Source organism: Sinomonas sp. B1-1, from assembly GCF_050474465.1.
Lineage (GTDB): Bacteria > Actinomycetota > Actinomycetes > Actinomycetales > Micrococcaceae > Sinomonas > Sinomonas flava.
The window spans coordinates 81,612-104,285 of the sequence record NZ_JBCHVF010000015.1; the positions used below are offsets into that span (position 1 = coordinate 81,612).

At 70.4% G+C, this 22,674-nt stretch carries 23 protein-coding genes and 1 riboswitch; of the genes, 17 read left to right on the plus strand and 6 right to left on the minus strand.

Annotated features, from left to right (window positions below):
- The 5 genes from ACQ5BE_RS17480 (at position 1) to ACQ5BE_RS17500 (ending at position 5,924) form a co-directional block, all read left to right on the plus strand.
- Complete coding sequence (locus ACQ5BE_RS17480; protein WP_430298242.1) at positions 1-1,179, plus strand: acyl-CoA dehydrogenase family protein; 1,179 nt, start codon at positions 1-3, stop codon at positions 1,177-1,179.
- Positions 1,180-1,199: 20 nt separating this feature from the next.
- Positions 1,200-1,691 carry a MaoC family dehydratase gene (locus ACQ5BE_RS17485; RefSeq protein ID WP_430298243.1) on the plus strand — a complete coding sequence of 164 codons (492 nt, stop codon included), beginning with the start codon at positions 1,200-1,202 and terminating at the stop codon, positions 1,689-1,691.
- 49 nt (positions 1,692-1,740) lie between these two features.
- Entirely contained in the window at positions 1,741-3,075 is a 1,335-nt protein-coding gene (locus tag ACQ5BE_RS17490; protein WP_413249766.1) for an MFS transporter, read from the plus strand.
- 10 nt (positions 3,076-3,085) lie between these two features.
- Positions 3,086-4,639: an o-succinylbenzoate--CoA ligase gene (menE, locus tag ACQ5BE_RS17495; protein ID WP_430298244.1), complete on the plus strand. Its 1,554-nt coding sequence runs from the start codon at positions 3,086-3,088 to the stop codon at positions 4,637-4,639.
- A 73-nt stretch (positions 4,640-4,712) separates the two neighbouring features.
- Positions 4,713-5,924 (plus strand): NAD(P)/FAD-dependent oxidoreductase, encoded by a 1,212-nt coding sequence (locus tag ACQ5BE_RS17500; RefSeq protein ID WP_430298245.1) that lies wholly within the window; start codon positions 4,713-4,715, stop codon positions 5,922-5,924.
- Here ACQ5BE_RS17500 and ACQ5BE_RS17505 read toward each other — a convergent pair whose 3' ends face one another.
- On the minus strand, positions 5,925-6,779 hold the full coding sequence (locus ACQ5BE_RS17505; protein ID WP_430298246.1) for a DUF1206 domain-containing protein: 855 nt from the start codon (positions 6,777-6,779) through the stop codon (positions 5,925-5,927).
- Positions 6,780-6,961: 182 nt separating this feature from the next.
- On the opposite strand from ACQ5BE_RS17505, the gene ACQ5BE_RS17510 reads away from it, so the two are divergent.
- From ACQ5BE_RS17510 to ACQ5BE_RS17540, 7 genes are all read left to right on the plus strand, one after another.
- Positions 6,962-8,248 (plus strand): adenylosuccinate synthase, encoded by a 1,287-nt coding sequence (locus ACQ5BE_RS17510; protein ID WP_344297505.1) that lies wholly within the window; start codon positions 6,962-6,964, stop codon positions 8,246-8,248.
- Between the two features lie 196 nt (positions 8,249-8,444).
- On the plus strand, positions 8,445-8,996 hold the full coding sequence (locus tag ACQ5BE_RS17515) for an RNA polymerase sigma factor (protein WP_430298247.1): 552 nt from the start codon (positions 8,445-8,447) through the stop codon (positions 8,994-8,996).
- An 8-nt stretch (positions 8,997-9,004) separates the two neighbouring features.
- Positions 9,005-9,739, plus strand: a complete 735-nt coding sequence (locus ACQ5BE_RS17520) for a hypothetical protein (RefSeq protein ID WP_430298248.1) — start codon at positions 9,005-9,007, stop codon at positions 9,737-9,739.
- A gap of 51 nt (positions 9,740-9,790) precedes the next feature.
- Positions 9,791-10,222: a CoA-binding protein gene (locus tag ACQ5BE_RS17525; protein ID WP_430298249.1), complete on the plus strand. Its 432-nt coding sequence runs from the start codon at positions 9,791-9,793 to the stop codon at positions 10,220-10,222.
- On the plus strand, positions 10,222-10,617 hold the full coding sequence (locus ACQ5BE_RS17530) for an MmcQ/YjbR family DNA-binding protein (RefSeq protein ID WP_430298250.1): 396 nt from the start codon (positions 10,222-10,224) through the stop codon (positions 10,615-10,617). The genes ACQ5BE_RS17525 and ACQ5BE_RS17530 overlap by 1 nt, the downstream gene beginning before the upstream one ends.
- Positions 10,618-10,670: 53 nt before the next feature.
- Entirely contained in the window at positions 10,671-11,297 is a 627-nt protein-coding gene (locus tag ACQ5BE_RS17535) for a hypothetical protein (protein ID WP_430298251.1), read from the plus strand.
- A 27-nt stretch (positions 11,298-11,324) separates the two neighbouring features.
- Entirely contained in the window at positions 11,325-11,645 is a 321-nt protein-coding gene (locus ACQ5BE_RS17540; protein ID WP_430298252.1) for a putative quinol monooxygenase, read from the plus strand.
- Between the two features lie 70 nt (positions 11,646-11,715).
- On the opposite strand, the gene ACQ5BE_RS17545 is transcribed toward ACQ5BE_RS17540, so the two are convergent.
- The 4 genes from ACQ5BE_RS17545 to sfnG form a co-directional block, all read right to left on the minus strand.
- Positions 11,716-13,119 (minus strand): NAD-dependent succinate-semialdehyde dehydrogenase, encoded by a 1,404-nt coding sequence (locus tag ACQ5BE_RS17545; RefSeq protein ID WP_430298253.1) that lies wholly within the window; start codon positions 13,117-13,119, stop codon positions 11,716-11,718.
- Positions 13,120-13,233: 114 nt separating this feature from the next.
- A complete protein-coding gene (locus ACQ5BE_RS17550; protein ID WP_430298254.1) occupies positions 13,234-13,740 on the minus strand; it encodes a CoA-binding protein in 507 nt (168 codons plus the stop codon).
- Positions 13,737-15,104 (minus strand): O-acetylhomoserine aminocarboxypropyltransferase/cysteine synthase family protein, encoded by a 1,368-nt coding sequence (locus ACQ5BE_RS17555; protein WP_430298255.1) that lies wholly within the window; start codon positions 15,102-15,104, stop codon positions 13,737-13,739. The genes ACQ5BE_RS17550 and ACQ5BE_RS17555 overlap by 4 nt, the downstream gene beginning before the upstream one ends.
- On the minus strand, positions 15,104-16,288 hold the full coding sequence (gene sfnG / locus ACQ5BE_RS17560) for a dimethylsulfone monooxygenase SfnG (RefSeq protein WP_430298256.1): 1,185 nt from the start codon (positions 16,286-16,288) through the stop codon (positions 15,104-15,106). The genes ACQ5BE_RS17555 and sfnG overlap by 1 nt, the downstream gene beginning before the upstream one ends.
- A 55-nt stretch (positions 16,289-16,343) precedes the next feature.
- A riboswitch (SAM riboswitch) is annotated at positions 16,344-16,456 on the minus strand.
- A gap of 128 nt (positions 16,457-16,584) precedes the next feature.
- Between sfnG and ACQ5BE_RS17565 the strand changes: the two genes are divergently transcribed.
- Entirely contained in the window at positions 16,585-17,814 is a 1,230-nt protein-coding gene (locus ACQ5BE_RS17565) for an acyl-CoA dehydrogenase family protein (RefSeq protein WP_430298257.1), read from the plus strand.
- 158 nt (positions 17,815-17,972) lie between these two features.
- On the opposite strand, the gene ACQ5BE_RS17570 is transcribed toward ACQ5BE_RS17565, so the two are convergent.
- Positions 17,973-18,962, minus strand: a complete 990-nt coding sequence (locus tag ACQ5BE_RS17570) for an ArsR/SmtB family transcription factor (RefSeq protein ID WP_344297556.1) — start codon at positions 18,960-18,962, stop codon at positions 17,973-17,975.
- A gap of 93 nt (positions 18,963-19,055) precedes the next feature.
- On the opposite strand from ACQ5BE_RS17570, the gene ACQ5BE_RS17575 reads away from it, so the two are divergent.
- The 4 genes from ACQ5BE_RS17575 to ACQ5BE_RS17590 all read left to right on the plus strand — a co-directional run bounded on the left by ACQ5BE_RS17575 (position 19,056) and on the right by ACQ5BE_RS17590 (position 22,476).
- Positions 19,056-19,490: a hypothetical protein gene (locus ACQ5BE_RS17575; RefSeq protein WP_430298258.1), complete on the plus strand. Its 435-nt coding sequence runs from the start codon at positions 19,056-19,058 to the stop codon at positions 19,488-19,490.
- A 41-nt stretch (positions 19,491-19,531) separates the two neighbouring features.
- A complete protein-coding gene (locus ACQ5BE_RS17580) occupies positions 19,532-20,371 on the plus strand; it encodes an alpha/beta fold hydrolase (RefSeq protein WP_430298259.1) in 840 nt (279 codons plus the stop codon).
- A gap of 97 nt (positions 20,372-20,468) precedes the next feature.
- Positions 20,469-21,644 (plus strand): serine hydrolase domain-containing protein, encoded by a 1,176-nt coding sequence (locus ACQ5BE_RS17585; protein ID WP_430298260.1) that lies wholly within the window; start codon positions 20,469-20,471, stop codon positions 21,642-21,644.
- A 97-nt stretch (positions 21,645-21,741) separates the two neighbouring features.
- The gene (locus ACQ5BE_RS17590) at positions 21,742-22,476 is read left to right on the plus strand and encodes an NADPH-dependent FMN reductase (protein WP_430298261.1); all 735 of its coding nucleotides are present in this window, start codon (positions 21,742-21,744) and stop codon (positions 22,474-22,476) included.
- Positions 22,477-22,674 lie beyond the last annotated feature (198 nt).

A 22,674-nucleotide genomic window follows, 5' to 3' on the forward strand; every position in this document is an offset into this window, starting at 1 on the left:
ATGGACCTCTACTCAGCCTGCGACTGGTACGACGCCGCCGCCCTCCTGACCGACGACGAGCGGCTGGTCCTCGGGCGCCTGCGCGAGTTCCTCGAGGAGAAGGCCAAGCCGCTGGTGGGCGACTACTGGGAGCGCGGGGAGTTCCCCTACGAGATCGCCCAGCCCCTCATCGACCTCGACATCATGGAGCCCGCCGAGCTCACCCGCGACGGCGAGAAGGCCCGCGGCATCTACCAGGGCTTCCGGATCTTCGAGCTCGCACGCACGGACGCATCGATCGCGACGTTCTACACGGCCCAGGCCGGGCTGTTCCGCACCGCCATCCGCGTGGGCGCCTCCGAGGAGCAGAAGAAGGAGTGGATGCCCAAGGTCGTCGACTTCTCGCTCAAGGGCGTCTTCTCCCTCACCGAGCCCGAGTCGGGCTCGGACATCGCCGGCGGCCTCGCGACCACGGCCCGGCGTGAGGGTGACACGTGGATCATCGACGGCGCGAAGCGCTGGATCGGCGGGGCGTTCACCGCGGACGTCCTGGCGGTCTTCGCCCGCGACGTGGCCGACGGCCAGGTCAAGGCCTTCCTCGTCCCGCGGGAGGCGCCCGGCGTCACCCTCGAGAAGATCCACCGCAAGACGGCGCTGCGGATGATGCAGAACGCGCACATCACGCTCGACGGCGTGCGCGTCACCGAGGCGGACCGCCTCCACAACGTGAACTCGTTCAAGGACGTGGCCGCGATGCTGCGCGCCATGCGCTCGGATGTCGCCTGGATCGCCACCGGCATCCAGGCCGGAGCGTTCGAGGCCGCGCTGAAGTACGTGCGGGAGCGCGAGCAGTTCGGCCGCCAGCTCGGCTCGTTCCAGCTCGTCCAGGAGAAGCTCGCCCGCATGCTGGGCAACCTCACCTCGAGCCTGTCCCTCGTCGTCCGGCTCACCGAGCAGCAGGAGAAGGGCATCTACCGGGACCAAGACTCCGCACTGGCAAAGATGCAGACCTCCCTGCTCATGCGCGAGACCGTGGCCCTCGCCCGCGAGGTTGTAGGCGGCAACGGCATCACACTCGACACCGACGTCGCCCGGTTCCACGCCGACGCCGAAGCCGTCTACTCCTACGAGGGCACGCACGAGATCAACGCCCTCATCGTCGGACGCGCCCTCACCGGGCAGAGCGCCTTCACCAAATAGAGAACCCACAGGAGACCACCATGACCACCCCCCGTACCGCCGAGTCCCCTTCCGCCGAGCCCAGGCTCGTCGTCGACTTCGACAAGCTCCTCACCATGGCCGGCGCCGACCTCGGCGCGACCGACTGGATGGAGATCACCCAGGACCGCGTCAACCTCTTCGCCGACGCCACCGACGACCACCAGTGGATCCACACCGACCCCGAGCGGGCCAAGGACGGCCCCTTCGGCGCCCCGATCGCGCACGGCTTCCTGACCCTCTCGCTCGTCATCCCCTTCTGGGGCGAGCTGTTCGACGTCGAGGGCGTCACGACGAAGGTCAACTACGGCCTCGACAAGGTCCGCTTCACCTCCCCCGTCAAGGTCGGGTCCAAGGTCCGCATGGTCGGCACCATCGCCGAGGTCTCCGAGGTCAAGGGCGGCGCGCAGATCAAGGTCAACGCGACCATCGAGATCGAAGGCCAGGAGCGCCCGGCCGTCGTCGCCGAGTTCCTCGCCCGCTTCTACAAGTAGGCCCCTCGGTCCAGTCCATCCCCGTCCGCCCCGCCCCTAGGAACCTCCAATGTCTGGAACCCTTCAGCTCACGCACATGAGCACGAGCGCGCAGCGCAAGGAAGCCCGCCGCGTCATCCTGTCCAGCTACCTGGGCAGCACCATCGAGTTCTACGACTTCCTCCTGTACGCGACGGCCGCCGCCGTGGCGTTCCCCAAGGTCTTCTTCGCCGGGACAGATCCCTGGGTCGGCGTCGTCGCCGCGTACGCGACGTTCGCCGCCGGCTATGTGGCCCGCCCGCTCGGCGGGATCATCTTCGGCCACTTCGGCGACAGGCTGGGCCGCAAGGGGATGCTCATCGTGTCCATGGCGGTCATGGGCATCGCCTCGACCCTCATCGGATTCATCCCGGGCGCGAACGTCATCGGGCCCTGGGGCGCCGTGATCCTGGTGCTGCTGCGCGTGCTCCAGGGCATCGCCGTCGGGGGCGAATGGGGTGGGGCCGCGCTCATGGCGCTCGAGCACTCCGATCCCAAGCGGCGCGGCTTCGCGGCGTCGTTCGTCAACGCGGGCGCCCCCTCCGGGGCGGTCCTCGGGACGGTGGTCATGGGCATCTTCTCGGCCCTGCCCCAGGACGCCTTCCTGGCCTGGGGCTGGCGCGTGCCGTTCCTGCTCTCCTTCGTGCTCCTCCTGGTGGGCATGTTCGTCCGGGTGAGGATCTCCGAGAGCCCGATCTTCGCCGCCGCCGTGGCCGCCGAAGCGTCCAAGGGCGCCGGGCAGCGCGCTCCGAAGGCGCCGCTGCTGGCCGTCCTGAGGCGTCCGAAGGCGCTGGTCTTCATCATGCTCGCCGGCGCCGCGGGGTTCGGCCTCCAGGTGGTGCTCCCCACCTTCTCGGTGACCTATGCCGTGTCCAAGGGGGCGCCGCAGCAGGGCGTGCTGTACGCCTTCGCCGCCGCCTCGGCCATCTCCATCGCGTTCGTGCTCCTGGGCGGCCGGATCTCGGACCGCCTGGGACGACGGCCCGTCATGGTCGTGGGACTCGTCCTCTTCGTCGCGTACCTCTTCCCGATGTTCGGCCTGCTCGGATCGGGCAACGTGTGGCTCGTGCTGCTCGCCTTCACGGTGGCCCTCATCCTGCACTCGACGCTCTACGGGCCGCTGGCCGCGTTCGTCTCGGAGCAGTTCGGCACCACGTCCCGCTACACGGGAGCGGCGCTCGGCTACCAGCTCGCGACCCTCATCGGAGCAGGCTTCACCCCCGGCATCGTCGCCTCGCTCTACAAGGACTCGGGCGAGAGCATCGGGGCGGTCGTCGCGTTCCTCGCCGTGATGTCCATCGTCTCCGCCGTGTTCATCCTGCTCACGCGGGAGTCCAAGGACAACGACCTCACCACCGTTCGATAGGACTGACGCCATGTACAACAACGGAGTTGGCTCCTGGCTCCACCGCCGCCGCCCCAAGTCCGGTCCCAAGGTCGCCCTCGTGGCGGGGGAGCTCGAGCTCACCTACAACGAGCTGGCGGAGCGCGCAGACCGACTCGCGAACGCGCTGCGCCGCCGCGGGGTCGCCCGCGGCGACAGGATCGCCTACCTCGGAGAGAACGACCCGGCCTTCGTCGAGACGTTCTTCGCTGCCGGCATCCTGGGCGCCATCTTCATCCCGCTCAACACGCGCCTGGCCGCACCCGAACTGCAGTACCAGCTCGAGGACTCCGGGACGAGGCTCCTCGTCCACGGTGCCGCTCTCGACGCCCTCGCCGCTGCCGCGGTCGAGGGGACCGGGGTGCAGCGGCGGCTCGTCGTCGGCGCTGCGCCCGACGCCGGCACCGCCACCGCTGGGACCGGCACCGCCGGCGTCGAACGCTACGAGGACGCGCTCGCCGCGGCACCGGCCGAGGTGATCGACGAGGCCGTGACGCACGACGACGGCGCCATGATCCTCTACACCTCCGGAACCACCGGCCGTCCGAAGGGCGCCCTGCTCACGCACGGCAACATCACGTGGAACTGCATCAACGTGATCACGGACATGGACGTGAACCGGAACGACATCGCGCTCATGATCTCGCCGCTGTTCCACGTGGCCTCCCTCGACATGGGGCTCCTGCCGATGCTGCTCAAGGGCGCCACGGTGGTGCTCGAGCAGAAGTTCGATCCAGGCCGGACGCTCGAGCTCATCGAGAAGCACCGCATCACCGCCCTCAGCGGCGTGCCGACCACCTACCAGCTGCTGGCCGAGCACCCCGCCTGGGCGACGACGGACATCAGCTCCCTCGACAAGCTCACGTGCGGCGGCTCGGCGGTCCCGATGCGGGTCCTCGAGGCCTACGAGGAGCGCGGCCTCGGGTTCTCCAACGGCTACGGCATGACCGAGACGGCCCCCGGGGCAACCACGCTGCCCGTGTGGCGGTCCAGGGAGAAGGCTGGCTCGTCCGGCCTTCCCCAGTTCTTCACGGACGTGCGCATCGTCGACCCGATCGGGGAGGTCCTCGCGCCCGGGGAGGTGGGAGAGATCCAGATCTCCGGCCCCAACGTCATCAAGCAGTACTGGAACCGCTCAGAGGCGACGCGGGACTCGTTCGCCGACGGCATCTGGTTCAAGTCCGGGGACATGGGCTACCTCGACGAGGAGGGCTTCCTCTTCGTCTCGGACCGGCTCAAGGACATGATCATCTCGGGTGGCGAGAACATCTACCCCGCCGAGGTCGAGGCGATCATCGTCGAGCTCGAGCCGGTCGCATCGGTCGCGGTGATCGGCGTGCCCGACGACAAGTGGGGCGAGGTGCCCAAGGCCATCGTGACCGTCCGCGACGGCATGACGCTTACCGAGGAGGAGGTCCGGGCACACCTGGACGGGCGGCTCGCGCGGTACAAGATCCCCAAGTCGGTCGTCTTCGTCGAGGAGATGCCGCGCACCGCCAGCGGGAAGATCCGCAAGACGGAGCTGCGCAAGCAGTACGCGGGGTAGGCGGCGCGGGAGCAGGCAACGACACGCCGGCGGGGCCGGTAGGCTGGCAGTCCCGAACTGGAGGAAGCACGCCATGTCCCTGTCGTCCGTCACCATCGTCGGGGGCGGCCTGGCCGGCTTCACGACCGCGAAGGAGCTGCGCTCGCGCGGCTTCACCGGGGCCATCACGATCGTCGACCCTGAGGGCCTGCCCTACGACCGCCCGCCCTTGAGCAAGGGCTACCTCCTCGGCGCCCGCGGCGCCGAGGCCATCCAGCTCTCCAAGGCGGAGTGGTTCGCCGAGAACAGGGTCGACGTCGTGAGCGGCACCGTGGTCGAGCTCCGCCCTGACCACGGCGAGGTGGTCCTCGAGGACGGCCGCACCATCGCGGCCGCGGCGGTCGTCCTGGCCACGGGGGGAGCGGCCCGCCGGCTCCCGATCCCGGGCGGGGACCTCGACTCGGTCCTCGAGCTGCGCAGCAGGGAGGACGCCGACCGCCTGCGCGCGCTGCTGCGGCCCGGCACCCGCTTGGCGGTCGTCGGCGCCGGCCTCATCGGCGCCGAGGTGGCCTCCTCGGCGCTGCGGCTCCGAGCCGAGGTGACGCTCATCGACCCCGTCGACCCGCCCCTGGCCCCTGCCGTCGGCCCGGAGCTCGCCCGCCGCCTCCACGACATGCATGCGGCCGAGGGAATCCGGGTCGTCACCGGCCTGCCCACGGGCATCACGCGCGACGGCGGCGAGCACCATGTGCGGCTCGCGTCCGGCGAGACGGTGGTCGCCGACGTCGTCCTCGCAGGCATCGGCATCGTGCCCCGCACGGCGCTCGCGGAAGCGGCTGGCCTGGCGGTGGACGACGGCGTGCTCGTCGACGAGTCCCAGCGGACGGCCCACCCGCGGGTCTACGCGGTGGGCGATGTGGCTCGGACCAGGCTGCCGGACGGGACCCTCATGCCGCGTGCCGAGCACTGGGAGCATGCCATGAACACGGGCACGACGGCGGCCGCAGCGCTCCTCGGCCACGAGCGTCCCGAGCACGGTGCGAGCTGGTTCTGGTCCGACCGCCACGGGGTCCACGTCGAGGGCGTCGGGTCGATGACGGCCGAGGGGACGACCGTGCTGCGGGAGGTGGACGGCGTGCCGACCGTGGCCTTCCGGCTCGACCCGGACGGCTACCTCGTGGGCTGCGCGGCGGTCGACGGGGGGACGGCCGTGCGCGCCGCACGGCGCATGATCGACCGGCGCACCAAGGCCGATCCCGCGGATCTGGCGAACCCGGCCGTCAGCCTCAGGACGCTCGCCCGCTAGCTACATCTGCCCATACTTGGCCCGGGCGGCCGAGTACAGCCCGAAGCAGGCCAGTCCCAGGGCGACGATGCCGAGGACCCACGCGCCGTACGGCTGCGCGGCGAGGCCCTTGAGGGCGCCGTCGAGCCCGGTCTGCTCCGAGGCGTCGAAGCGCAGGGCCGCCACGGTCACGAGGACGCCGACGATGCCGAGCGCGGCGCCCTTGGCGGCGTAGCCCAGCACGCCCACGGCCTCGACCGGCTTGCGCGCCCGGCCGTGCGGGGAAACCTCTGTGTCCAAGAACTTCCGGCTCACGCCCCGCCAGACGTAGTACACCCCCGTTCCGACCACCACGAGCCCGAGGATGACCAGGACCACCTGCCCCCCCGGGGCCGCGAGGATCGTCGCGGTGATCTCCTGCGACTTCTGGCGCGAGTCCTTGCCCGCGCCGAGCGCATACGAGAGGAAGAGGCCGCCGATGGCGAGGAACACGGCGGCCTTGCCGGCGGCAGAGAGCACGTCCCACGTGCCCTCGGACCTGCTCCGGGCGGACAGGATGGCCTCGCTGATCCACCACAGGGCGAGGGCGGCGCAGCACAGGGCGGCCACCCACAGGACGATCAGGCCTCCCGGCGCCCCGGCGATCTGCTGGATGGCGCCGCTCTGGTCGGCGTGCTCGCCCTGGCCGCCCAGGGCGATCCGCAGCGCGAGGTACGCGATGATCAGGTGGAGGAGGCCGACGAAGACGAACCCGCCCTGCGCGAGCGCGCGGCCCCCCTTGGACCGGGCTGCCCGAACAGTCCCGCTCGCCGCATCGCGCGCGGCGCCCTTCGCTGCCCCGCCCATTGATCCCCCCGCCTCGGTGCCCCCTGCCATGGAAGCCTCCTCATCGTCGTCGTGCGCCTATTTTCGCGGCCCCGGGCACCGCTTCGGTAGACTTGGGTGGCAAGAGCCCCGGCCTTCTTGCTCTTACCCCTCGAGGTGCGCAGTGGAACCGGGGCCTTCGCATGTAGGCCGACGGCCAGCCGGGCCGTGGGCGGTGTCCCGGGGAGGAATCCATGCCAGCAATCGTGATCGTCGGAGCCCAGTGGGGTGACGAGGGCAAGGGCAAGGCCACGGATCTGCTGGGTGGCCGTGTGGACTACGTCGTCAAGCCCAACGGCGGCAACAACGCCGGGCACACCGTGGTCGTCGGCGGCCAGAAGTACGAGCTCAAGCTCCTCCCGGCCGGCATCCTCAGCCCCAACGCGGTCCCGATCATCGGCAACGGCTGCGTGGTGAACCTCGAGGCGCTCTTCGAGGAGATCGAGGGCCTCCAGGCCCGCGGCGGCGACACCTCCCGGCTGCGTGTCTCCGCCAACGCCCACCTCGTCGCGCCCTACCACCAGACACTCGACAAGGTCACGGAGCGCTTCCTCGGCAAGCGCGCCATCGGGACCACCGGGCGGGGCATCGGGCCCGCGTACATGGACAAGGTCGCGCGCCTCGGCATCCGCGTGCAGGACGTGTTCGACGAATCGATCCTGCGGCAGAAGGTGGAGGGCTCGCTCCGCCAGAAGAACGAGCTCCTCGTGAAGGTCTACAACCGCCGCGCCGTCATCGAGGAGGAGATCGTCCAGTACTTCCTCTCCTACGCCGAGCGGCTCCGCCCCCTCGTCATCGACTCGACCTATGTCCTCAACCAGGCGCTCGACGACGGCAAGGTGGTCCTCATGGAGGGCGGCCAGGCCACCTTCCTCGACGTCGACCACGGCACCTACCCCTTCGTGACGTCCTCGAACCCGACCGCGGGCGGGGCCTCTGTGGGCTCCGGCATCGGCCCGACCCGCATCTCCCGCGCGATCGGGATCATCAAGGCCTACACCACGCGCGTCGGTGCGGGCCCGTTCCCCACCGAGCTGTTCGACGAGATGGGCGAGTACCTGCAGAAGACCGGCGGCGAGTACGGGGTCAACACCGGCCGTCCCCGTCGCTGCGGCTGGTACGACGCCGTGCTGGCGCGCCACGCCTCGCGCGTCAACGGCTTCACGGACTACTTCCTCACCAAGCTCGACGTGCTCACCGGGATCGAGCGCATCCCGGTGTGCGTGGCGTACGACGTCGACGGCGAACGGCACGACGAGATGCCCATGACGCAGACCGAGTTCCACCACGCGAAGCCCATCTTCGAGTACTTCGACGGCTGGACCGAGGACATCTCCGGCGCGAAGACCCTCGAGGACCTTCCCGCCAACGCCCGCGACTACGTGCTCGCGCTCGAGAAGCTCTCCGGGACCCGCTTCTCGGCCATCGGAGTGGGGCCGGACCGCGACCAGACCATCGTGGTCCGGGACCTGATCGACTGATCTGAAAAAAACTTCCGGGAGCGCGTAACCCCAGCGCGCCCCCGAGCGATTACCCAAGTGCAAGCCGGGCTGGAATCTGTCCCCCATCATGTTCCAGCCCGGCTTCTTCTCTGTCTCGGTCCGGCCGTCGGCGCAGCTGGCTGACGGCTAGACTGAGCGGGTCCTGTCCGCCGCAGGAGTCTGCAGAGGGAACCCCGTGCTAGAACCCATCACCGACGCCGATCTGGCGCCGGGCGCCTGGACGGAGCATGAGCTCTTCACGCTTGTGTACCGTGCGCTGGCCCCCGCCGTCATGGGCTACCTCGCGGGGCGCGGCGTCGACGATCCAGAGGCGCTGACGCAGGACGTCTTCGTGACGGTCCTGCCCCGCCTGGGGAGCATCAGCGGCGGCGCGTCTGGCCTGCGGTCGTTCGTGTTCTCGGTGGCGCATGCGCGGGTCGTCGACTACTACCGGCGCCACGAGCGGCGCCCCAGGAGCGTGGACTACGACCCCCTCCTGGACGGGCGCCTCTCCAGCTCCGCGGAGCACGAGGCCCTCGTGGCCACCGGCAATTCGGACGCCGAACTGCTGATCGGCAAGCTCAAGGGCGACCAGAGAGAAGTGCTTCTCCTGCGCATCGTGGGAGAGATGAGCATCGAGGAAGTGGCGTCCACGCTGGGAAAGACGCCCGGCGCCGTCAAACAGCTCCAGCGCAGGGCCCTCAAGGCGCTGCGGGAGCACGTGTCCGAGGAAGAGTGGGTCCGATGAGTGCATCAATGACGCAGGTGGAGGCGGTGCTCGCGGAGGAAGGGCTGGAGCACGACGCCGAGTTGCGGCGTGCGCTCGCACAGCTCCCTTCGCTGCGCCCGGCGGTGGCGCCCGGACTCTCGCCGGAGCTCGCAGCGGTGTTCTCGCGCGCCGACGGCGCGCCGCGGGCTGACGTTCCGGTGACGGCGCAGCTCGCCGTCGTGCCCAGTGCCGCGGTGATCCAGCTCAGCCGCGCAGAGGCGCGGCGTGCCGAGGCAGCGGCGGCGTCTGCTGCCCGGCCCCGGTGGCGCCGGCGCGGCGCCGTGATCGGTGCCGTCGTCGTCGCGGGCATGGGTCTCGGCGTCAGCGGCGTCGCGGCCCTCAGCTCTCAGGGCTGGGAGGCCTGGCCGTCCGGCTTGGCCCGCGTCCTGCCGTCCGAGTCCGTCACGCAGGACGCGAACCCGGCGACGCCCGAGGCTCCTGCACACTCGGGAGCCGCCGCGGTGCAGCCAGCGCAGCCGGAGTCTCCGACGGCGAAGTCGGCCGCGGACTCGGGCGCGGCCCAGAGCTCCCCAAGCGCCGGCTCCCAGGGCGCCGACGCGCAGGGCGGGGACCAGACCCGGCCCAAGGGCGGCACCGGCAGTTCGGGGACCCAGGGCAGCCAGGGTGGCAACAGCCAAGGCGGCAACAGCCAGGGCAGCACCGGGCAGACCGGCAGCGGCCAGTCCGGACGGCAGGGCAACAGCCAGGGCAGCAACCGCTAGGCAGGTTCGCGGCGTCCGGTCTGCCGCGGACGGCGGGGATAGCATGGGCACATGCGGCACGTGAACGACCCCGCGGTCATCGAGAGCCTCATGGACACCCCCGGCACGTGGGCGATCGTCGGTCTCTCCCAGAACGAGTGGCGAGCGGCGTACTCGGTGTCCCTCTTCGTCCGCGACACCCTCGGGCACCGCATCATTCCCGTGAACCTGCGGGCCGAGGATGTCCACGGCGAGAAGGGCTACGCCGCCCTTGCCGAGATCCCGGCGGATCACCACCCCATCGACGTCGTGGACTGCTTCGTGAACTCCCGGAAGGTCGGGGCCGTCGTGGACCAGGCCATCGCCGTGGGGGCCAAGGCGGTCTGGCTGCAGCTCGGCGTGGTCGACGACGACGCGGCGGACCGCGCCAAGGCTGCCGGCCTCGACGTGGTGATGGATGCGTGCCCCCAGCGGGAGATCTGGCATCGCAGAAGGCCTGCCTGATGGACGCCCAGGCCCTGCGGATCCTGTGCCTCGGTTTCCCGGGTGCCTATGAGGACTTCCCCTTCGGGCCGGAGGCCTCCGTCTTCAAGGTCAGGGCACCGTCCGGCGGCGACGAACGGCGCGGGAAGATGTTCGCGCTGTCCGCGCTCGACTCCGCGCCGCTCAGCGTTGCGCTCAAGTGCGACCCGGTCCTGGCCGTCCAGCTCAGGGCGGCACACCCCGAGATCACGGGGGCGTGGCACATGAGCAAGAAGCACTGGAGCGATGTGCGCCTGGACGGTGACCTGACGGACGAGGACGTGCGCGACCTCGTCGAGGACTCCTACGACCTGGTCGTGGCGGGCCTGCCGAAGGCCCAGCGCGAGGCCCTGGGCTGGAGCGGCCTCGCGCGCTGAGCGCGCTGCTAGGGTGGGGACCGAGCCCCCGCCCGACCCTGTCAGGAGGCCTGATGCTCGACCAGACCACCCTTGATTCCCTGTGGGACTTCGACGATCCCCCCGCCTCCGAACGCCTCTTCCGTGAGGCCCTCGAGGACCCTTCCTACGACGGCGTCGAGCGGTGCGAGCTGGCCACCCAGCTCGGGCGTGCCATCGGGCTCCAGGGCCGGTTCGAGGAGGCCGATGCCCTGCTGGACGGGATCGACTGCGAGGCAGACCCGACGATCGGTGTGCGCGTCCTCCTCGAGCGCGGCCGGCTGCTGAACTCCGCGGGACGCGCCGCGATGGCGGTGCCGCTCTTCGAGCAGGCCGCGGAACTGGGCGAGCACCTCGGGGAGGAGTACCTTGCCGCCGACGCGTTCCATATGCTCGCCATCGCGGACGCCGCCCATGCCGAGTCCTGGGCGCGTGCCGGCATCGAATACGCCCGTGAGGCGCACAGCCCCCGGGCGCAGCGGTGGTGCGCCTCGCTGCACGGCCACCTGGGCTGGCTCCTGCTCGACGCCGGCGAGGCCCACCGGGCGCTCGTCGAGTTCCAGCTCGCCGAACAGTGGGCCGCCCGGGTCGGCACCCCCGCGCAGGAGGAATGGGCGCGGGAGGGAATCGCGGCATGCCGAGCGGTCGAATACGGTGGATGAGCGAATCCGAAACCACGGAAGGACCCCATGTACTTCATCGTCGTGAAGTTCGAGACCAAGCCCGAGTCGACGGAGCAGTTCCCCGAGATCGTGCGCGAGTTCACCGAGAAGACCCGCCAGGAGCCGGGCAACCTGTTCTTCGAGTGGTCCAGGTCCCTCGAGAACCCGGCCGAGTACGTCCTCGTGGAGGCGTTCACCGACGAGGGCGCTGGCCCGCACGTCCAGAGCGAGCACTTTGCGAAGGGCCTCGAGGCCATGCGCCCGTGCCTGACCAAGACCCCGAGCATCGTCTCCCGGCAGGTCGACGGCAACGGCTGGGACGCGATGGGCGAGCTGCAGATCGGCTGAGCCCGCCCACCCCGTCCCCGTCTGGGGGTCACCTTCTGGGGGTCACCTTCTGTGGGTCACTTGCTGTGGATCAGTCGGCGACGAAGTACATGCGCTTGTTCACGAACTCGTCCATGCCGAGCGGGCCGAGCTCGCGGCCGAAGCCCGAGCGCTTGACGCCGCCGAACGGGATCTCGGCGCCTTCGGCGGAGGGGAGGTTGACGTTCGCCATGCCGACCTCGAGGCGCTGGGCGACCCGCTCCGCGCGGGCGGTGTCCGCCGAGAAGACCGAGCCGCCCAGGCCGTACGGGGTGTCGTTGGCCAGACGGAGCGCGTCCTCGTCGCTGGCCACCTTGTACACCACCGCGACCGGGCCGAACAGCTCCTCCTTGTAGGCGCGCATCTCGGGGGTGACGCCGGTCAGGACGGCGGGGGAGAAGTACGCCGCGTCGCCGTCGGAGAGCTCGCCGCCGGCGTGCAGGGTGGCGCCCTTCTCGACGGCGTCGCGCACCTGGGCGGCGAGGCCCTCGGCAGCGGCGCGGGAGGAGAGCGGCGCGAAGGTCCCCTCGGCGTCATCGGCGGGGTTGCCCGGGGTGAGGCCCCGCGCCCGCTCGGTGAGCCGGGCGACGAAGTCGTCGAAGATGTCCTCCATGACGATCATGCGCTTGTTGGAGTTGCAGGCCTGGCCCGTGTTCTCCATGCGCGTCTCCCACGCCGTGTCCGCGAGGGCGCGGACGTCGGGGGAGTCCAGGACCACGAACGGGTCCGAGCCGCCGAGTTCGAGCACAGCCTTCTTGAGGTTCTTGCCCGCGAGCTCGCCGATGATCGCCCCGGCGCGCTCGGAGCCGGTCAGGGAGACGCCCTGGATCCGCGGGTCCGCGATGATGTCAGCGATCTGCGCGTGCGATGCGAAGACGTTCACGTATGCGCCCTTCGGCAGGCCGGCGTCGTCCATGATCTCCTGGATCGCCAGCGCCGAGCGGGGGCACGACTCGGCGTGCTTGAGGATGACCGTGTTGCCGAGCATGAGGTTCGGGGCGGCGAAGCGGGCCACCTGATAGTACGGGTAGTTCCACGGCATGATCCCCAGGAGCGGGCCGACGGGGAGCTTCTGCACGACCGCGCGGCCGCCGGCGAACGTCTTGATCTCGGTGTCCGCGGCGAGGCCCGGCCCCTCCTCGGCGAAGTACCGGAAGATGTCCGTGCAGAACTCGGCCTCGCCCTTGGCCTCGGAGAGCGGCTTGCCCATCTCCTCGGTGATGATGGCGGCGAGCTTGTCCGCTCGCTCGGTGAACAGCTCGCCGATGCGCGCGACCACCTTGGCGCGCGTCTCGATCGGGGTTTCGCGCCATGACTCGAACGCGGACTGGGCCGCGGCCAAGGCCTCCTGGACCTGCTCGTCGGTGGCGGTCGGGAACGTCTCGACGACCTCGCCGGTGGCCGGGTTCAGGACACGGTAGCCGGGCTCGTCGCGGGTGCTCGCAGTGGTAGTCATGGCACCATCTTGCCCCGTTCCGTGGCGCACATCACTGTGCTTAAGCACGACGGCGGCGGTCCCCTTCTGTGCGGAAGGTGACCGGCCGGCGTCGTGCGTGCAGTGGGTACGGCGCTAGGACAGGACCTGGCGCTTGCTCGAGATGACCCCGGTGTTGAAGCCCGCGAGGTGCAGGCCGCCGTGGAAGCGGGCGTGCTCGATCTTGACGCAGCGGTCCATCACGACGTTCATGCCTGCCGCCTCGGCATCGGCCGCGACCTGCTCGTGCCACGAGCCGAGCTGGAGCCAGAGCGTCTTGGCGCCCACGGCCTTGGCCTCCTCGAGCACCCCGGGGATGTCCTCGTGGCGGCGGAACACCTCGACGAGGTCCGGCGTCTCGGGCAGGTCCGCGAGGGACGGGTAGACCGGCTGGCCGAGGATGGTCTTCAGCGCCGGGTTGACGAAGTAGACGGTGAACTTCGTCGAGGAGAGCAGGTACGTCGCGACGAAGTAGCTCGCGCGGCTCGGCTTGTCGGACGCGCCGACGATCGCGATCGACTTCGTCTCGCGCAGGATCTGCAGGCGCTCCGGGGCGGTCGGGCCGACCCAGGTCCGGTCCGCGGTCTCAACGGTCGCGCTCACTTGGCGCCCCCTTTCAGCGGCAGGGAGCAGGCCTCGCCGTCGTACGTCGGTGCAGCGAACTCCTCCTCAAGCTCGTCCACTTCCTGGCTGGCAGCCAGCGCCTGGTCGAGGTCCCAGATGATGTCCTCGACGTCCTCGAGCCCCACGGAGAAGCGGATGAGGTCCCCCGGCACGCCCGCCGCGACGAGCTGCTCGGCGGAGAGCTGCTGGTGGGTGGTCGACGCCGGGTGCAGCACGAGCGTACGTGCGTCGCCGATGTTGGCCAGGTGCGAGGCGAGCTGGAGGGCCTCGATGAAGCGGGCCCCGGCCTCGCGGCCGCCCTTCACGCCGAAGCTGAACACGCTCCCGACGCCGAGCGGCAGGAGGCCCTGGGCGAACTCGTACTGCGGGTGCGAGGGCAGGCCCGCATAGTTCACGTAGGTCACGCGCGGATCGGCCTCGAGCCACTCGGCGACCGCCTTCGCGTTCGCGAGGTGCGCGTCCATGCGCTGCGGGAGCGTCTCGACGCCCTGCAGGAGCTGGAACGCGGACTGCGGCGACAGGGACGGGCCGATGTCGCGCAGCTGCTCGGAGCGCAGCTTCATGAGGAAGCCGTACTCGCCGAAGTTGCCCCACCACGTCACGTTGCCGTAGCTCGGCACGGGCTCGGTCATGGACGGGAACTTGCCGTTGGCCCAGTTGAACGTCCCGGACTCTACGACGACGCCGCCGAGGGTCGTGCCGTGCCCGCCGAGGAACTTCGTGGCCGAGTGGATCACGATGTCCGCGCCGTGCTCGATCGGCCGGAAGATGTACGGCGGCGTCAGCGTCGAGTCGACCACGAGCGGGATGCCGTGCTCGTGGGCGACGGCGGCCAGGCCGGCGACGTCGGCGATGTCGCCCGAGGGGTTGGCCACCACCTCGGTGTAGACGGCCTTCGTGTTCTCGCGCAGGGCGGCCTTGAACGCGGCGGGGTCGGTCGAGTCCACGAACGTGGTCTCGACCCCGAAGCGGCGCAGGGTCACGTCGAGCTGTGTGATCGTGCCGCCGTAGAGCTTGGAGGAGGCGACGATGTGGTCCCCGGCCTGGGTCAGCGCGGCGAACGTGATGAATTCCGCGGCCATGCCCGAGCTCGTCGCGACCGCTCCGAGGCCGCCCTCGAGGGACGCGATGCGCTCCTCGAATGCCGCGACCGTGGGGTTGCCGATGCGGGAGTAGATGTTGCCGTACTTCTGCAGCGCGAAGAGGTTCGCGGCGTCGTCCGAGTCCTTGAACACGAACGAGGTGGACTGGTAGATGGGCACCGCCCGGGCGCCGTGCTCGGCGTCGGGCGTGCCGCCGGCGTGCAGGGCGCGGGTGCGGAACCCGAACTGGCGCTCGGCCATCAGGCGTTCGCCCCGGCAGCCTGGAAGCTCGTCACCGGCAGCAGGTCCGTGCGCAGCTCCGTGCCGTTCTTCCGAGCTAGGTCCGCCTCGAGCTCGCGGACGATCGGGAGGACGTCGCGGCCGAACGCTTCGACCTCCTCCTGGAAGTGCAGGTAGCCGGTGAGGAAGAGGTTCACGCCGATCTTCTTGTACTCGACGATCCGCTCGGCGATCTGCTCGGGGGTGCCGATGAGCTTGGTGCGGAAGCCGTCGTTGTACTGGACGAGGTCCTCGAACGTGGAGTCCTCCCACATTCCCTTGCCGTCCTTCGTGGACTGGCCGGCCTCCTTGACGGCGGCCGCGAAGCCCTCGACGGCCGGCTTGTGCGCCTTGGCGATGATCTCGCGGAGGGTGTCCTGGGCCTCCTTCTCCGTGTCGCGGGCAATCACGAAGCCGTTGAGGCCGAAACGCGGGGCGGCGGGGGCGGTCCGACCGTCCTGCGCGGCGGCCAGGACGCCGCGGATGTTGTCCTTGAACGGCTCGAGGTCGCGGCCGTTGGAGAAGTACCAGTCCGCGGTGCGCCCCGCGGCGGCCTGTGCGGCCGTCGAGTTGCCGCCGAAGAAGATCTCGGGGTGTGCCCGGCCCGGGATGTCCAGCGGGGCCGGGCTGAGGGTGAAGTCCTTGATGTTGTAGTACTTCCCCGACTGCGAGTAGCCCTTCTGGGTCCACAGGCCGCGGAGCACGTTGATGAACTCCTCGGTGCGCACGTAGCGCTCGTCGTGCTCGAGCCACGGCAGGCCGAAGTTCACGAACTCGTCCTTGAGCCAACCGGAGACGATGTTCACGGCCGCGCGGCCGCCGGAGAGGTGGTCCGCGGTGATGATGAACTTGGCGAGGACACCCGGGTGCCACATGCCGGGGTGCACGGCGGAGATGACCTTGAGCCGCTCGGTCGCGCCGAGGAGGGCGAGGCTGAACGAGGTCGCCTCGTGCTGCTTGTCCGCGCCGTAGCTCGCGGCGTAGCGGGTCTGGGTCAGCGCGTACTCGAAGCCGGAGTCCTCCGCGATGCGGGCGAGCTTCTTGTTGTACTCGAACTCCCAGTTGGTGCGCTGCTCGATGGTCGAGACGACGAGGCCGCCCGAGACGTTGGGCACCCAGTACGCGAACTTCAGCGGGGTCTCGAAGTCGATGCGGTGGTCGGTCATGCTGCGCTCCTTGGAACTCGGGCGCGACGTGCAGCGCAGGATGTGGCCTGATCGCTCACCATCGCTTCTGGCAGTAGCACCTTTGGCTCCGGCCGTTGTTCCGGCATTTGGGGGCAATGGTTGCTGCGGCGTCACAGATCCAGATCTCTCGGCCGCTCGGGATGGTCCTTCCGATTGTCGCCAGAGGGGCCGTAACGAGGCAAATTATTTCGTCACACTCGCGCTCGGCTGGCTGGCGCCGAATACTGTTCGACGGCGTGCGCCCGCCGATGGCCCGCCGGAGAGGGGATGCACGCATGGGACGCACGACGCCGGGCGGTGCCTCGTACGCCGAGCTCGCCGAGCGCTTCGCACCGGTCTTCGACCGCATTGCCGAGGGTGCCTTGGAGCGCGAACTGGGCCGGACGCTGCCCTTCGAGCAGGTCGAGTGGCTCAAGGAGGCCGGGTTCGGCCGCCTCCGGGTTCCGGTCGCATATGGGGGCTTCGGGGCCTCCGTCGAGACCCTCGTGCGGCTGCTCATCGACCTCGCCGCCGCGGACTCGTCGGTGGCGCACCTGCTGCGCTCCCACTTCGCGTTCGTCGAGACGATCTCGCTCCAGGACGACGCGTTCCGCGCGCGGTGGTTCGGCCGCGTCGTCGACGGCGTGATCTTCGGCAACGCCGCGACTGAGCGGGCCGGCAACGCCCTCGGCACGGTCGCGACCAGGCTCGTGCCCGCGGGCGACCGCGGGTACCTCCTCACGGGCGAGAAGTACTACACGACCGGCACGATCTTCGCCGACTACGTGGCCGTGATGGCGTCCCCCGAGGGCGAGCGCTCCCGGCTGTACGCGATCGCCCCGACCCGGCACGCCGGCGTCGAGATCCGCGACGACTGGGACGGATTCGGCCAGCAGATGACTGGTACGGGGACGGCGGTGTTCCGCGAGGTCCCGATCCCCGCCGAGGACACCGTGCCGCGCACCGAGTCCACCACCCACGAGCCGGCGTTCCTGCAGCTCATGCTCCTGTCCGTCCTCGCAGGGATCGGCAAGGCCGTGGTGCGGGACGCGTCGTCGCTCGTCGCGAAGCGGACCCGCACGTTCTCCACGGGCTCGGGCCAGCTGTTCCGCGAGGATCCGCTCATCCTGAACCTCGTCGGGCAGCTCGCCGCGAAGTCGTTCGCTGCGGAGTCGTCGGTGCTCGCGGCCGCCCGCGAGCTCGATGACGCCCTCGCGCTGGGACCCGACGCGAGCGCCGAGGACCGCTACGCGCGGGGAGCGGTCGCCGTCGACCTCGCCCAGGTGGCCGTGCCGCCGCTGGTGATCGACGCCGCGCAGCAGCTCTTCGACACGGCCGGCGCCTCCGCGGTGTCCCGGGGCAAGGCGCTGGACCGCCACTGGCGCAACGCGCGCACGGTCGCGACGCACAACCCCGTGGCGTTCAAGGCGCGCGGGCTGGGGGACTGGTTCGTCAACGGCGTCTCCCCGGTCGCGCTGCACAGCATCGGCGAGGCGACGGCCGGGGTCCCAGCCTCCGCCTGCTAGATAGCCCCTCCTTGTGGGGTCACATCCCTAGCCTCTCAGGCCCCGGTCCGGAGGTTGAGGGGTCATGTCTCTAAGAAAAGGAATCCGCTCTCTAGAGATATGACCCCTCAAGGCAGGGACATGACCCCTCAACGCAGGGACATGACCCCACAACAGGATCAGGCGCGGGCCAGGAGCTCCTCGCCCACGCGGCCGCGCTGGTAGAACACCTCCCGCCCGGCGCGCACCGGCTCGGTCAGCCCCGACTCCGCGAGCACCTTGAGATGCGCGTTGACCGTCCCGGCGGCGAGGTCGAGCGCGCAGGCGAGCTGCGTCGTCGTCATCGGGACGTCGAGCTGGGCGAGGATCTGCGCGCGCGTCCGCCCGAGAAGCCGCGAGATGGGGGACTCGCGCGTCTCGCGCGTGGCCTCCCACAGCCGCCCGACGCCCCGGGGCGCGTAGGTGATGGTCGGCACGAACGGGGCGATGTTGAGCACCAGCGTGTTCGGCCACACGAACGCATTGGGCACGAGGATGAGGCCGCTGCCCGGCTCGGGCAGGTCCGTGGCCTCGCAGCCGCGCGTGATCTCGAGGCCCGTCTCGGTGGGGCGCACGCTCGGGTGGAGTGTCTTGAAGACCTCCTGGATGCCGTAGTGCGAGAGCTCATCCAGACGGGAGTCGATGTCCGCGAGCAGGACCGAGCGCAGCCTCGGCCAGTAGGGCTCGACGGCGGTCGCCCAGTACCAGCGCAGCGCCGCGACGATGCGGGGCACGGCGGCGTCGATGTCCGCACGGAGCTCCTCGAGCGTGGCGAGGATGGTCCCCGTCGGCTTGCGGCGCTCGAGGTAGCCGAGGTCGCGCAGCCACAGCTCGCCCGGGACTGCGGCGACGGCGTCGAGCGCATCGGCGAACGAGTCCCCCCGCTCGGGCGTGGGCGTGAGCGAGTCGGCGATGAACCCCTGCGGCTGCACGAGCGTGGTGAGCAGGCGCAGGTGCTCGCGCGCGAGGGGGTCGCCGCTGGCCGTGATGCGGCGGCGTGCCTCGGTGACCCACGGCCGGTGCAGGGGCGTCCCAGCCTGGAGGGCCCGCAGGCTCGTGACCGTCTCCCACAGCGGCGACGCCTCGAAGCGGACCCTCGTGAGGTCCTCGTGGGTGAGCGTGATGAACATGGATCCAGCGTAGGAACCCGGACCTCCCAGGGCGAGGATTCGGTGAACGCCGAATCGTTTCGGCCGTTCCGAGTGCGGCGCACACTCGTGGGCATGGCAACGAACACCCGCACCCAGCACTCCACCGAACGGCTCGACCGGACCCTGCATCCGCTCCGCCCCACCACGCGTCGGCCCGTCCGCGACCCGCACCGCGACGCCGGTGGGCCGCCCGCCGGTGAGCGCACGACGCCGGCCGGGAACCCGCCGTCGTCCCCCCGCCTGCCGCTCGCGGAGCCTGACGCAGCGCGGGCTCCCCGCCGCGCTGACCGGCCCCTCGTCGCGCCGACGACGCTTCCGGACCACTCCGGCGACCTCCTCGGACTGCCCGACTTCTCGGCGCTGCGCCGCCGCCTCCGCCGGACGTGGGCGTGGCTCGCGGGGCAGTTCGGCGCGGCGGCCGCGGTCGATGCGCGCCTCCGCGCCCGCCGGGACGAGGATTCGGCCGCGATGCTGCGCGCCGGTGTCGCCCCGACCCCGTTCGCCTGAGCCCGTTGACGGCAGCGGCGGGGGGGCCGCACGCTTGCGGCATGGACGTTCCAGAGCTGCAGGGCGTGGACGTGGACGGCCTCCGCGTGGCGTACCGCCGGGCGGGGAACGGCCCGCCGCTCGTCCTGCTGCACGGGGCGTACGAGGACAGCCGCATCTGGCAGTACCAGCTCGAGGGCCTCGCCGACGAGTTCACGGTCATCGCCTGGGACACCCCCGGCTGCGGCGGCTCGGACGACCTTCCCGGTGGCTTCACCGGGAGCCTCGGCGCGGTCCTCGCGGGCTTCCTGACGGGGCTCGGGCTCACGGGCGCAACCCGGCCCCATGTGCTGGGCCTGTCGTTCGGGTCCACGGTCGCGCTGGACCTCGTGCGGGTGGCGCCGGGCGCCCCGGCTTCACTCATCCTCGCCTCGGCCTACGCCGGGTGGGCCGGATCGCTGCCCCCCGAGGAGGTCGAGCGGCGGTACTCCCAGGTGCTCGCCGAGCTCGAGAAGCCAGCTGCCGAGATCATCCCCGCGTGGCTTCCGACGCTCTTCAGCGAGCATGCGCCGCCCGAGGCCGTCGACCTCGTCTCCCACGTCATGGCGGACTTCCGGCCCGCGGGCATGCGGTCCCTGCTCGAGCTGGCCGGGCGCGCAGACTACCGCCCCGTGCTTCCGACGATTTCGGTTCCGACCCTCCTCCTCTATGGATCCAAGGACACGCGCTCGCCGGTGGCGGTCGGCGAGGCGATGCGGGAGGCCATCCCCCAGGCCCAGCTCGCGGTCATCCCAGGCCCAGGGCACCTGACCTTCCTCGAGGAGCCCGACGCCTTCAACACCAGAGTCCGGCGATGGATCCGGGCGCATCCCGGCCCCACCGCGGCTGCGGGGCGGGTCTAAAATGTGAGTGCTGGGCAGCGACGCCGGGAGGCGCTTGACCGGGTGCGGCGCCGCGGGCGGTCGACTCCACGTCCCCCACCACTGAGAGAGCACCGGCATGGGACCCCAGCATGGCGCACGACGGCGCGCAGCGGCTGTGCTTGCACTCTTCCTCGCGCTCTCGGGCTGCGCGTACGCCGGTCCGGACCCGGCGCCGCCCGCTCCAGCGCCCGGCCCGATGGACTCCCTGGACAGCCAGGCCAGACTGCTCATCGACAACGGTGCCGTGGGCGCCGTCGTCCAGGTCCGGTGGCCCGGGGGAGAGTGGTCACGGGCCTACGGGGTCAGCGACCTCGACACGAGGATGCCGGCCAGGCCCGATGACCGCGTGCAGGTAGCCGCCGTCACGGCGTCCATGACCGCGGTGACCGTGCTCAAGCTCGTCGATGACGGGCTGATCGGCCTCGACAGCACCGTGAACGATGCGATCCCGGGCTTCACAACCTTGCTGAAGCCTCCAGGACCGATCACCGTGCGCCAGCTGCTGAGCCACACCTCAGGCGTCCCCGACTTCAACGATGCGCTTCCCGGCAACCCCGACTTCCGGCCGCTGCTCGACCGGCCGATGACCATGGAACGCGCGCTCGAACTGGCGGGCACCCTCCCGTGGACCGCCGCCGATGTCGGAGGGTTCCGCTATTCGGACACCGACTACGCTGCACTCGGGCTGCTCGTCCAGACGCTGCGGCACCGTCCCTTCGCAGATGTCCTGCGGGACGAGGTGATCTCACCGCTCGGGCTCTCGAAGACCAGCATGGACCGGGCCGATGTCCGCGCGGCCGATCTCCTCCACGGTTACGTGACGCTTCGCGGCGAACGGATCGATCTCAGCGACAACACGTTCTCCGCGGGAATGCCGTACAACGGAGCGGTCTCCAGCGTGGCAGATGTGAACACCTTCTTCGGCGCGCTGTTCCAGGGCAGGCTCGTCTCCGCGCCGTCCCTGGCGCAGATGAAGAAGAGCCCGAGGCCGGGGCTCCCGTACGCACTCGGACTCTGGGTGCACTCCGGCTGCTCGACGAACGAGCGCTACGAGAGCCGCGGCGCCTTCTGGCACACCGTGACGGTCGCGGTGGCCAGCGACGACGGCAGGTACCAGGCCGCAATGAGCGTCTCGGTCAAACCATTCGCGACCGAGCTCGAAGACCCCGACACCGCACGCCAGCGGGGGCTGTACGGGGAGCAGATCGAGTCGTCACTGAATGAGACGCTGGACCGCCTCTGCCAATCCTGAAGCTGCACTATGATCTCGCCGACAGGAACTTGATGCGTCAACTACAACGGCGTAGAGTAATCGTTGAAACATCAACTACTCTCCCCTGTGAGGCATCATGTCCTGGTTCTCCAAGCTCTTCGGCAAGTCTGACTCCGCCGCTGCCCACCGCGCTGACGCGCCCGTCGTCGAGGCCGCCCCGGCCGCCGAGGCGGTCCAGGCTCCGGCGACCGCCCCCGCCGAGGCTCCCGCCGCCGTCGTGCGCGCCGGTGCGCCCCGCATCGCCGTGGTCACGGGCAGCACCCGCCCGGGCCGCAACAACCTCCAGGTGGCCGAGTGGCTCGTGGCCCGCGCGGGCCAGCGCGGCGACGCCGTCTACGAGCTCGTGGACATCGACTCGTTCGACCTCCCGCTGCTCGACGAGGCCTTCCCTGCCGCGTATGGCAACTACCAGGGCGAGCACACCAAGGCCTGGGCCGCGAAGATCGCGGAGTTCGACGGCTACGTGTTCGTCACCGCGGAGTACAACCACTCGACGACGCCGGCCCTCGCCAACGCACTGAGCTTCCTCAACGCCGAGTTCGCGAACAAGGCGGCGGGCATCGTCGGCTACGGCTCGGCGATGGGCGCGCGCGCCGTCGAGCACCTGCGCGGCATCCTGTCCGAGCTGCAGGTGGCGCACGTGCAGAAGACCGGCATGTTCTCGCTCTTCACGGACTTCAAGGACTTCTCCGTCTTCACCCCGACCGAGCAGCAGGCCGCCTCCGTGGACCCGATGCTGGACCAGCTCGTGGCCTGGACCGTCGCGTTCGCCAAGGTCCGCGCGGGCGAGTTCGAGGCCGTCGCCGTCTGACCCCGCAACGGTAGGGACGGGACCCCGCAACGGTAGGGACGGGACCCCGCAACGGTAGGGACGGGACCCCGCAATGCACTGCTCCCCGGAAGTTGGACCGTGATATTCGGTTCCGTCTTCTGGGGAGCAGTTCATGCGTGTGAGTAGTTCGCTGTCCGAGGGGCAGCGGTCGGCGGCTGTAGCGTTGTTCGAGCAGGG

Excerpts from the sequence above, each read along its gene's own strand:
- ACQ5BE_RS17540 (WP_430298252.1), top strand. The coding sequence starts at position 11,325 with ATGTACTTCATCGTCGTGAAGTTCGAGACCAAGCCCGAGTCGACGGAG.
- ACQ5BE_RS17530 (WP_430298250.1), top strand. The coding sequence starts at position 10,222 with ATGGACGCCCAGGCCCTGCGGATCCTGTGCCTCGGTTTCCCGGGTGCC.
- ACQ5BE_RS17590 (WP_430298261.1), top strand. The coding sequence starts at position 21,742 with ATGTCCTGGTTCTCCAAGCTCTTCGGCAAGTCTGACTCCGCCGCTGCC.
- ACQ5BE_RS17535 (WP_430298251.1), top strand. The coding sequence starts at position 10,671 with ATGCTCGACCAGACCACCCTTGATTCCCTGTGGGACTTCGACGATCCC.
- ACQ5BE_RS17485 (WP_430298243.1), top strand. The coding sequence starts at position 1,200 with ATGACCACCCCCCGTACCGCCGAGTCCCCTTCCGCCGAGCCCAGGCTC.
- ACQ5BE_RS17545 (WP_430298253.1), bottom strand. The coding sequence starts at position 13,119 with ATGACTACCACTGCGAGCACCCGCGACGAGCCCGGCTACCGTGTCCTG.
- ACQ5BE_RS17520 (WP_430298248.1), top strand. The coding sequence starts at position 9,005 with ATGACGCAGGTGGAGGCGGTGCTCGCGGAGGAAGGGCTGGAGCACGAC.
- ACQ5BE_RS17500 (WP_430298245.1), top strand. The coding sequence starts at position 4,713 with ATGTCCCTGTCGTCCGTCACCATCGTCGGGGGCGGCCTGGCCGGCTTC.
- ACQ5BE_RS17505 (WP_430298246.1), bottom strand. The coding sequence starts at position 6,779 with ATGGCAGGGGGCACCGAGGCGGGGGGATCAATGGGCGGGGCAGCGAAG.
- sfnG (WP_430298256.1), bottom strand. The coding sequence starts at position 16,288 with ATGACCGACCACCGCATCGACTTCGAGACCCCGCTGAAGTTCGCGTAC.
- ACQ5BE_RS17525 (WP_430298249.1), top strand. The coding sequence starts at position 9,791 with ATGCGGCACGTGAACGACCCCGCGGTCATCGAGAGCCTCATGGACACC.
- ACQ5BE_RS17585 (WP_430298260.1), top strand. The coding sequence starts at position 20,469 with ATGGGACCCCAGCATGGCGCACGACGGCGCGCAGCGGCTGTGCTTGCA.
- ACQ5BE_RS17490 (WP_413249766.1), top strand. The coding sequence starts at position 1,741 with ATGTCTGGAACCCTTCAGCTCACGCACATGAGCACGAGCGCGCAGCGC.
- ACQ5BE_RS17580 (WP_430298259.1), top strand. The coding sequence starts at position 19,532 with ATGGACGTTCCAGAGCTGCAGGGCGTGGACGTGGACGGCCTCCGCGTG.
- menE (WP_430298244.1), top strand. The coding sequence starts at position 3,086 with ATGTACAACAACGGAGTTGGCTCCTGGCTCCACCGCCGCCGCCCCAAG.
- ACQ5BE_RS17575 (WP_430298258.1), top strand. The coding sequence starts at position 19,056 with ATGGCAACGAACACCCGCACCCAGCACTCCACCGAACGGCTCGACCGG.
- ACQ5BE_RS17510 (WP_344297505.1), top strand. The coding sequence starts at position 6,962 with ATGCCAGCAATCGTGATCGTCGGAGCCCAGTGGGGTGACGAGGGCAAG.
- ACQ5BE_RS17565 (WP_430298257.1), top strand. The coding sequence starts at position 16,585 with ATGGGACGCACGACGCCGGGCGGTGCCTCGTACGCCGAGCTCGCCGAG.
- ACQ5BE_RS17570 (WP_344297556.1), bottom strand. The coding sequence starts at position 18,962 with ATGTTCATCACGCTCACCCACGAGGACCTCACGAGGGTCCGCTTCGAG.
- ACQ5BE_RS17480 (WP_430298242.1), top strand. The coding sequence starts at position 1 with ATGGACCTCTACTCAGCCTGCGACTGGTACGACGCCGCCGCCCTCCTG.
- ACQ5BE_RS17555 (WP_430298255.1), bottom strand. The coding sequence starts at position 15,104 with ATGGCCGAGCGCCAGTTCGGGTTCCGCACCCGCGCCCTGCACGCCGGC.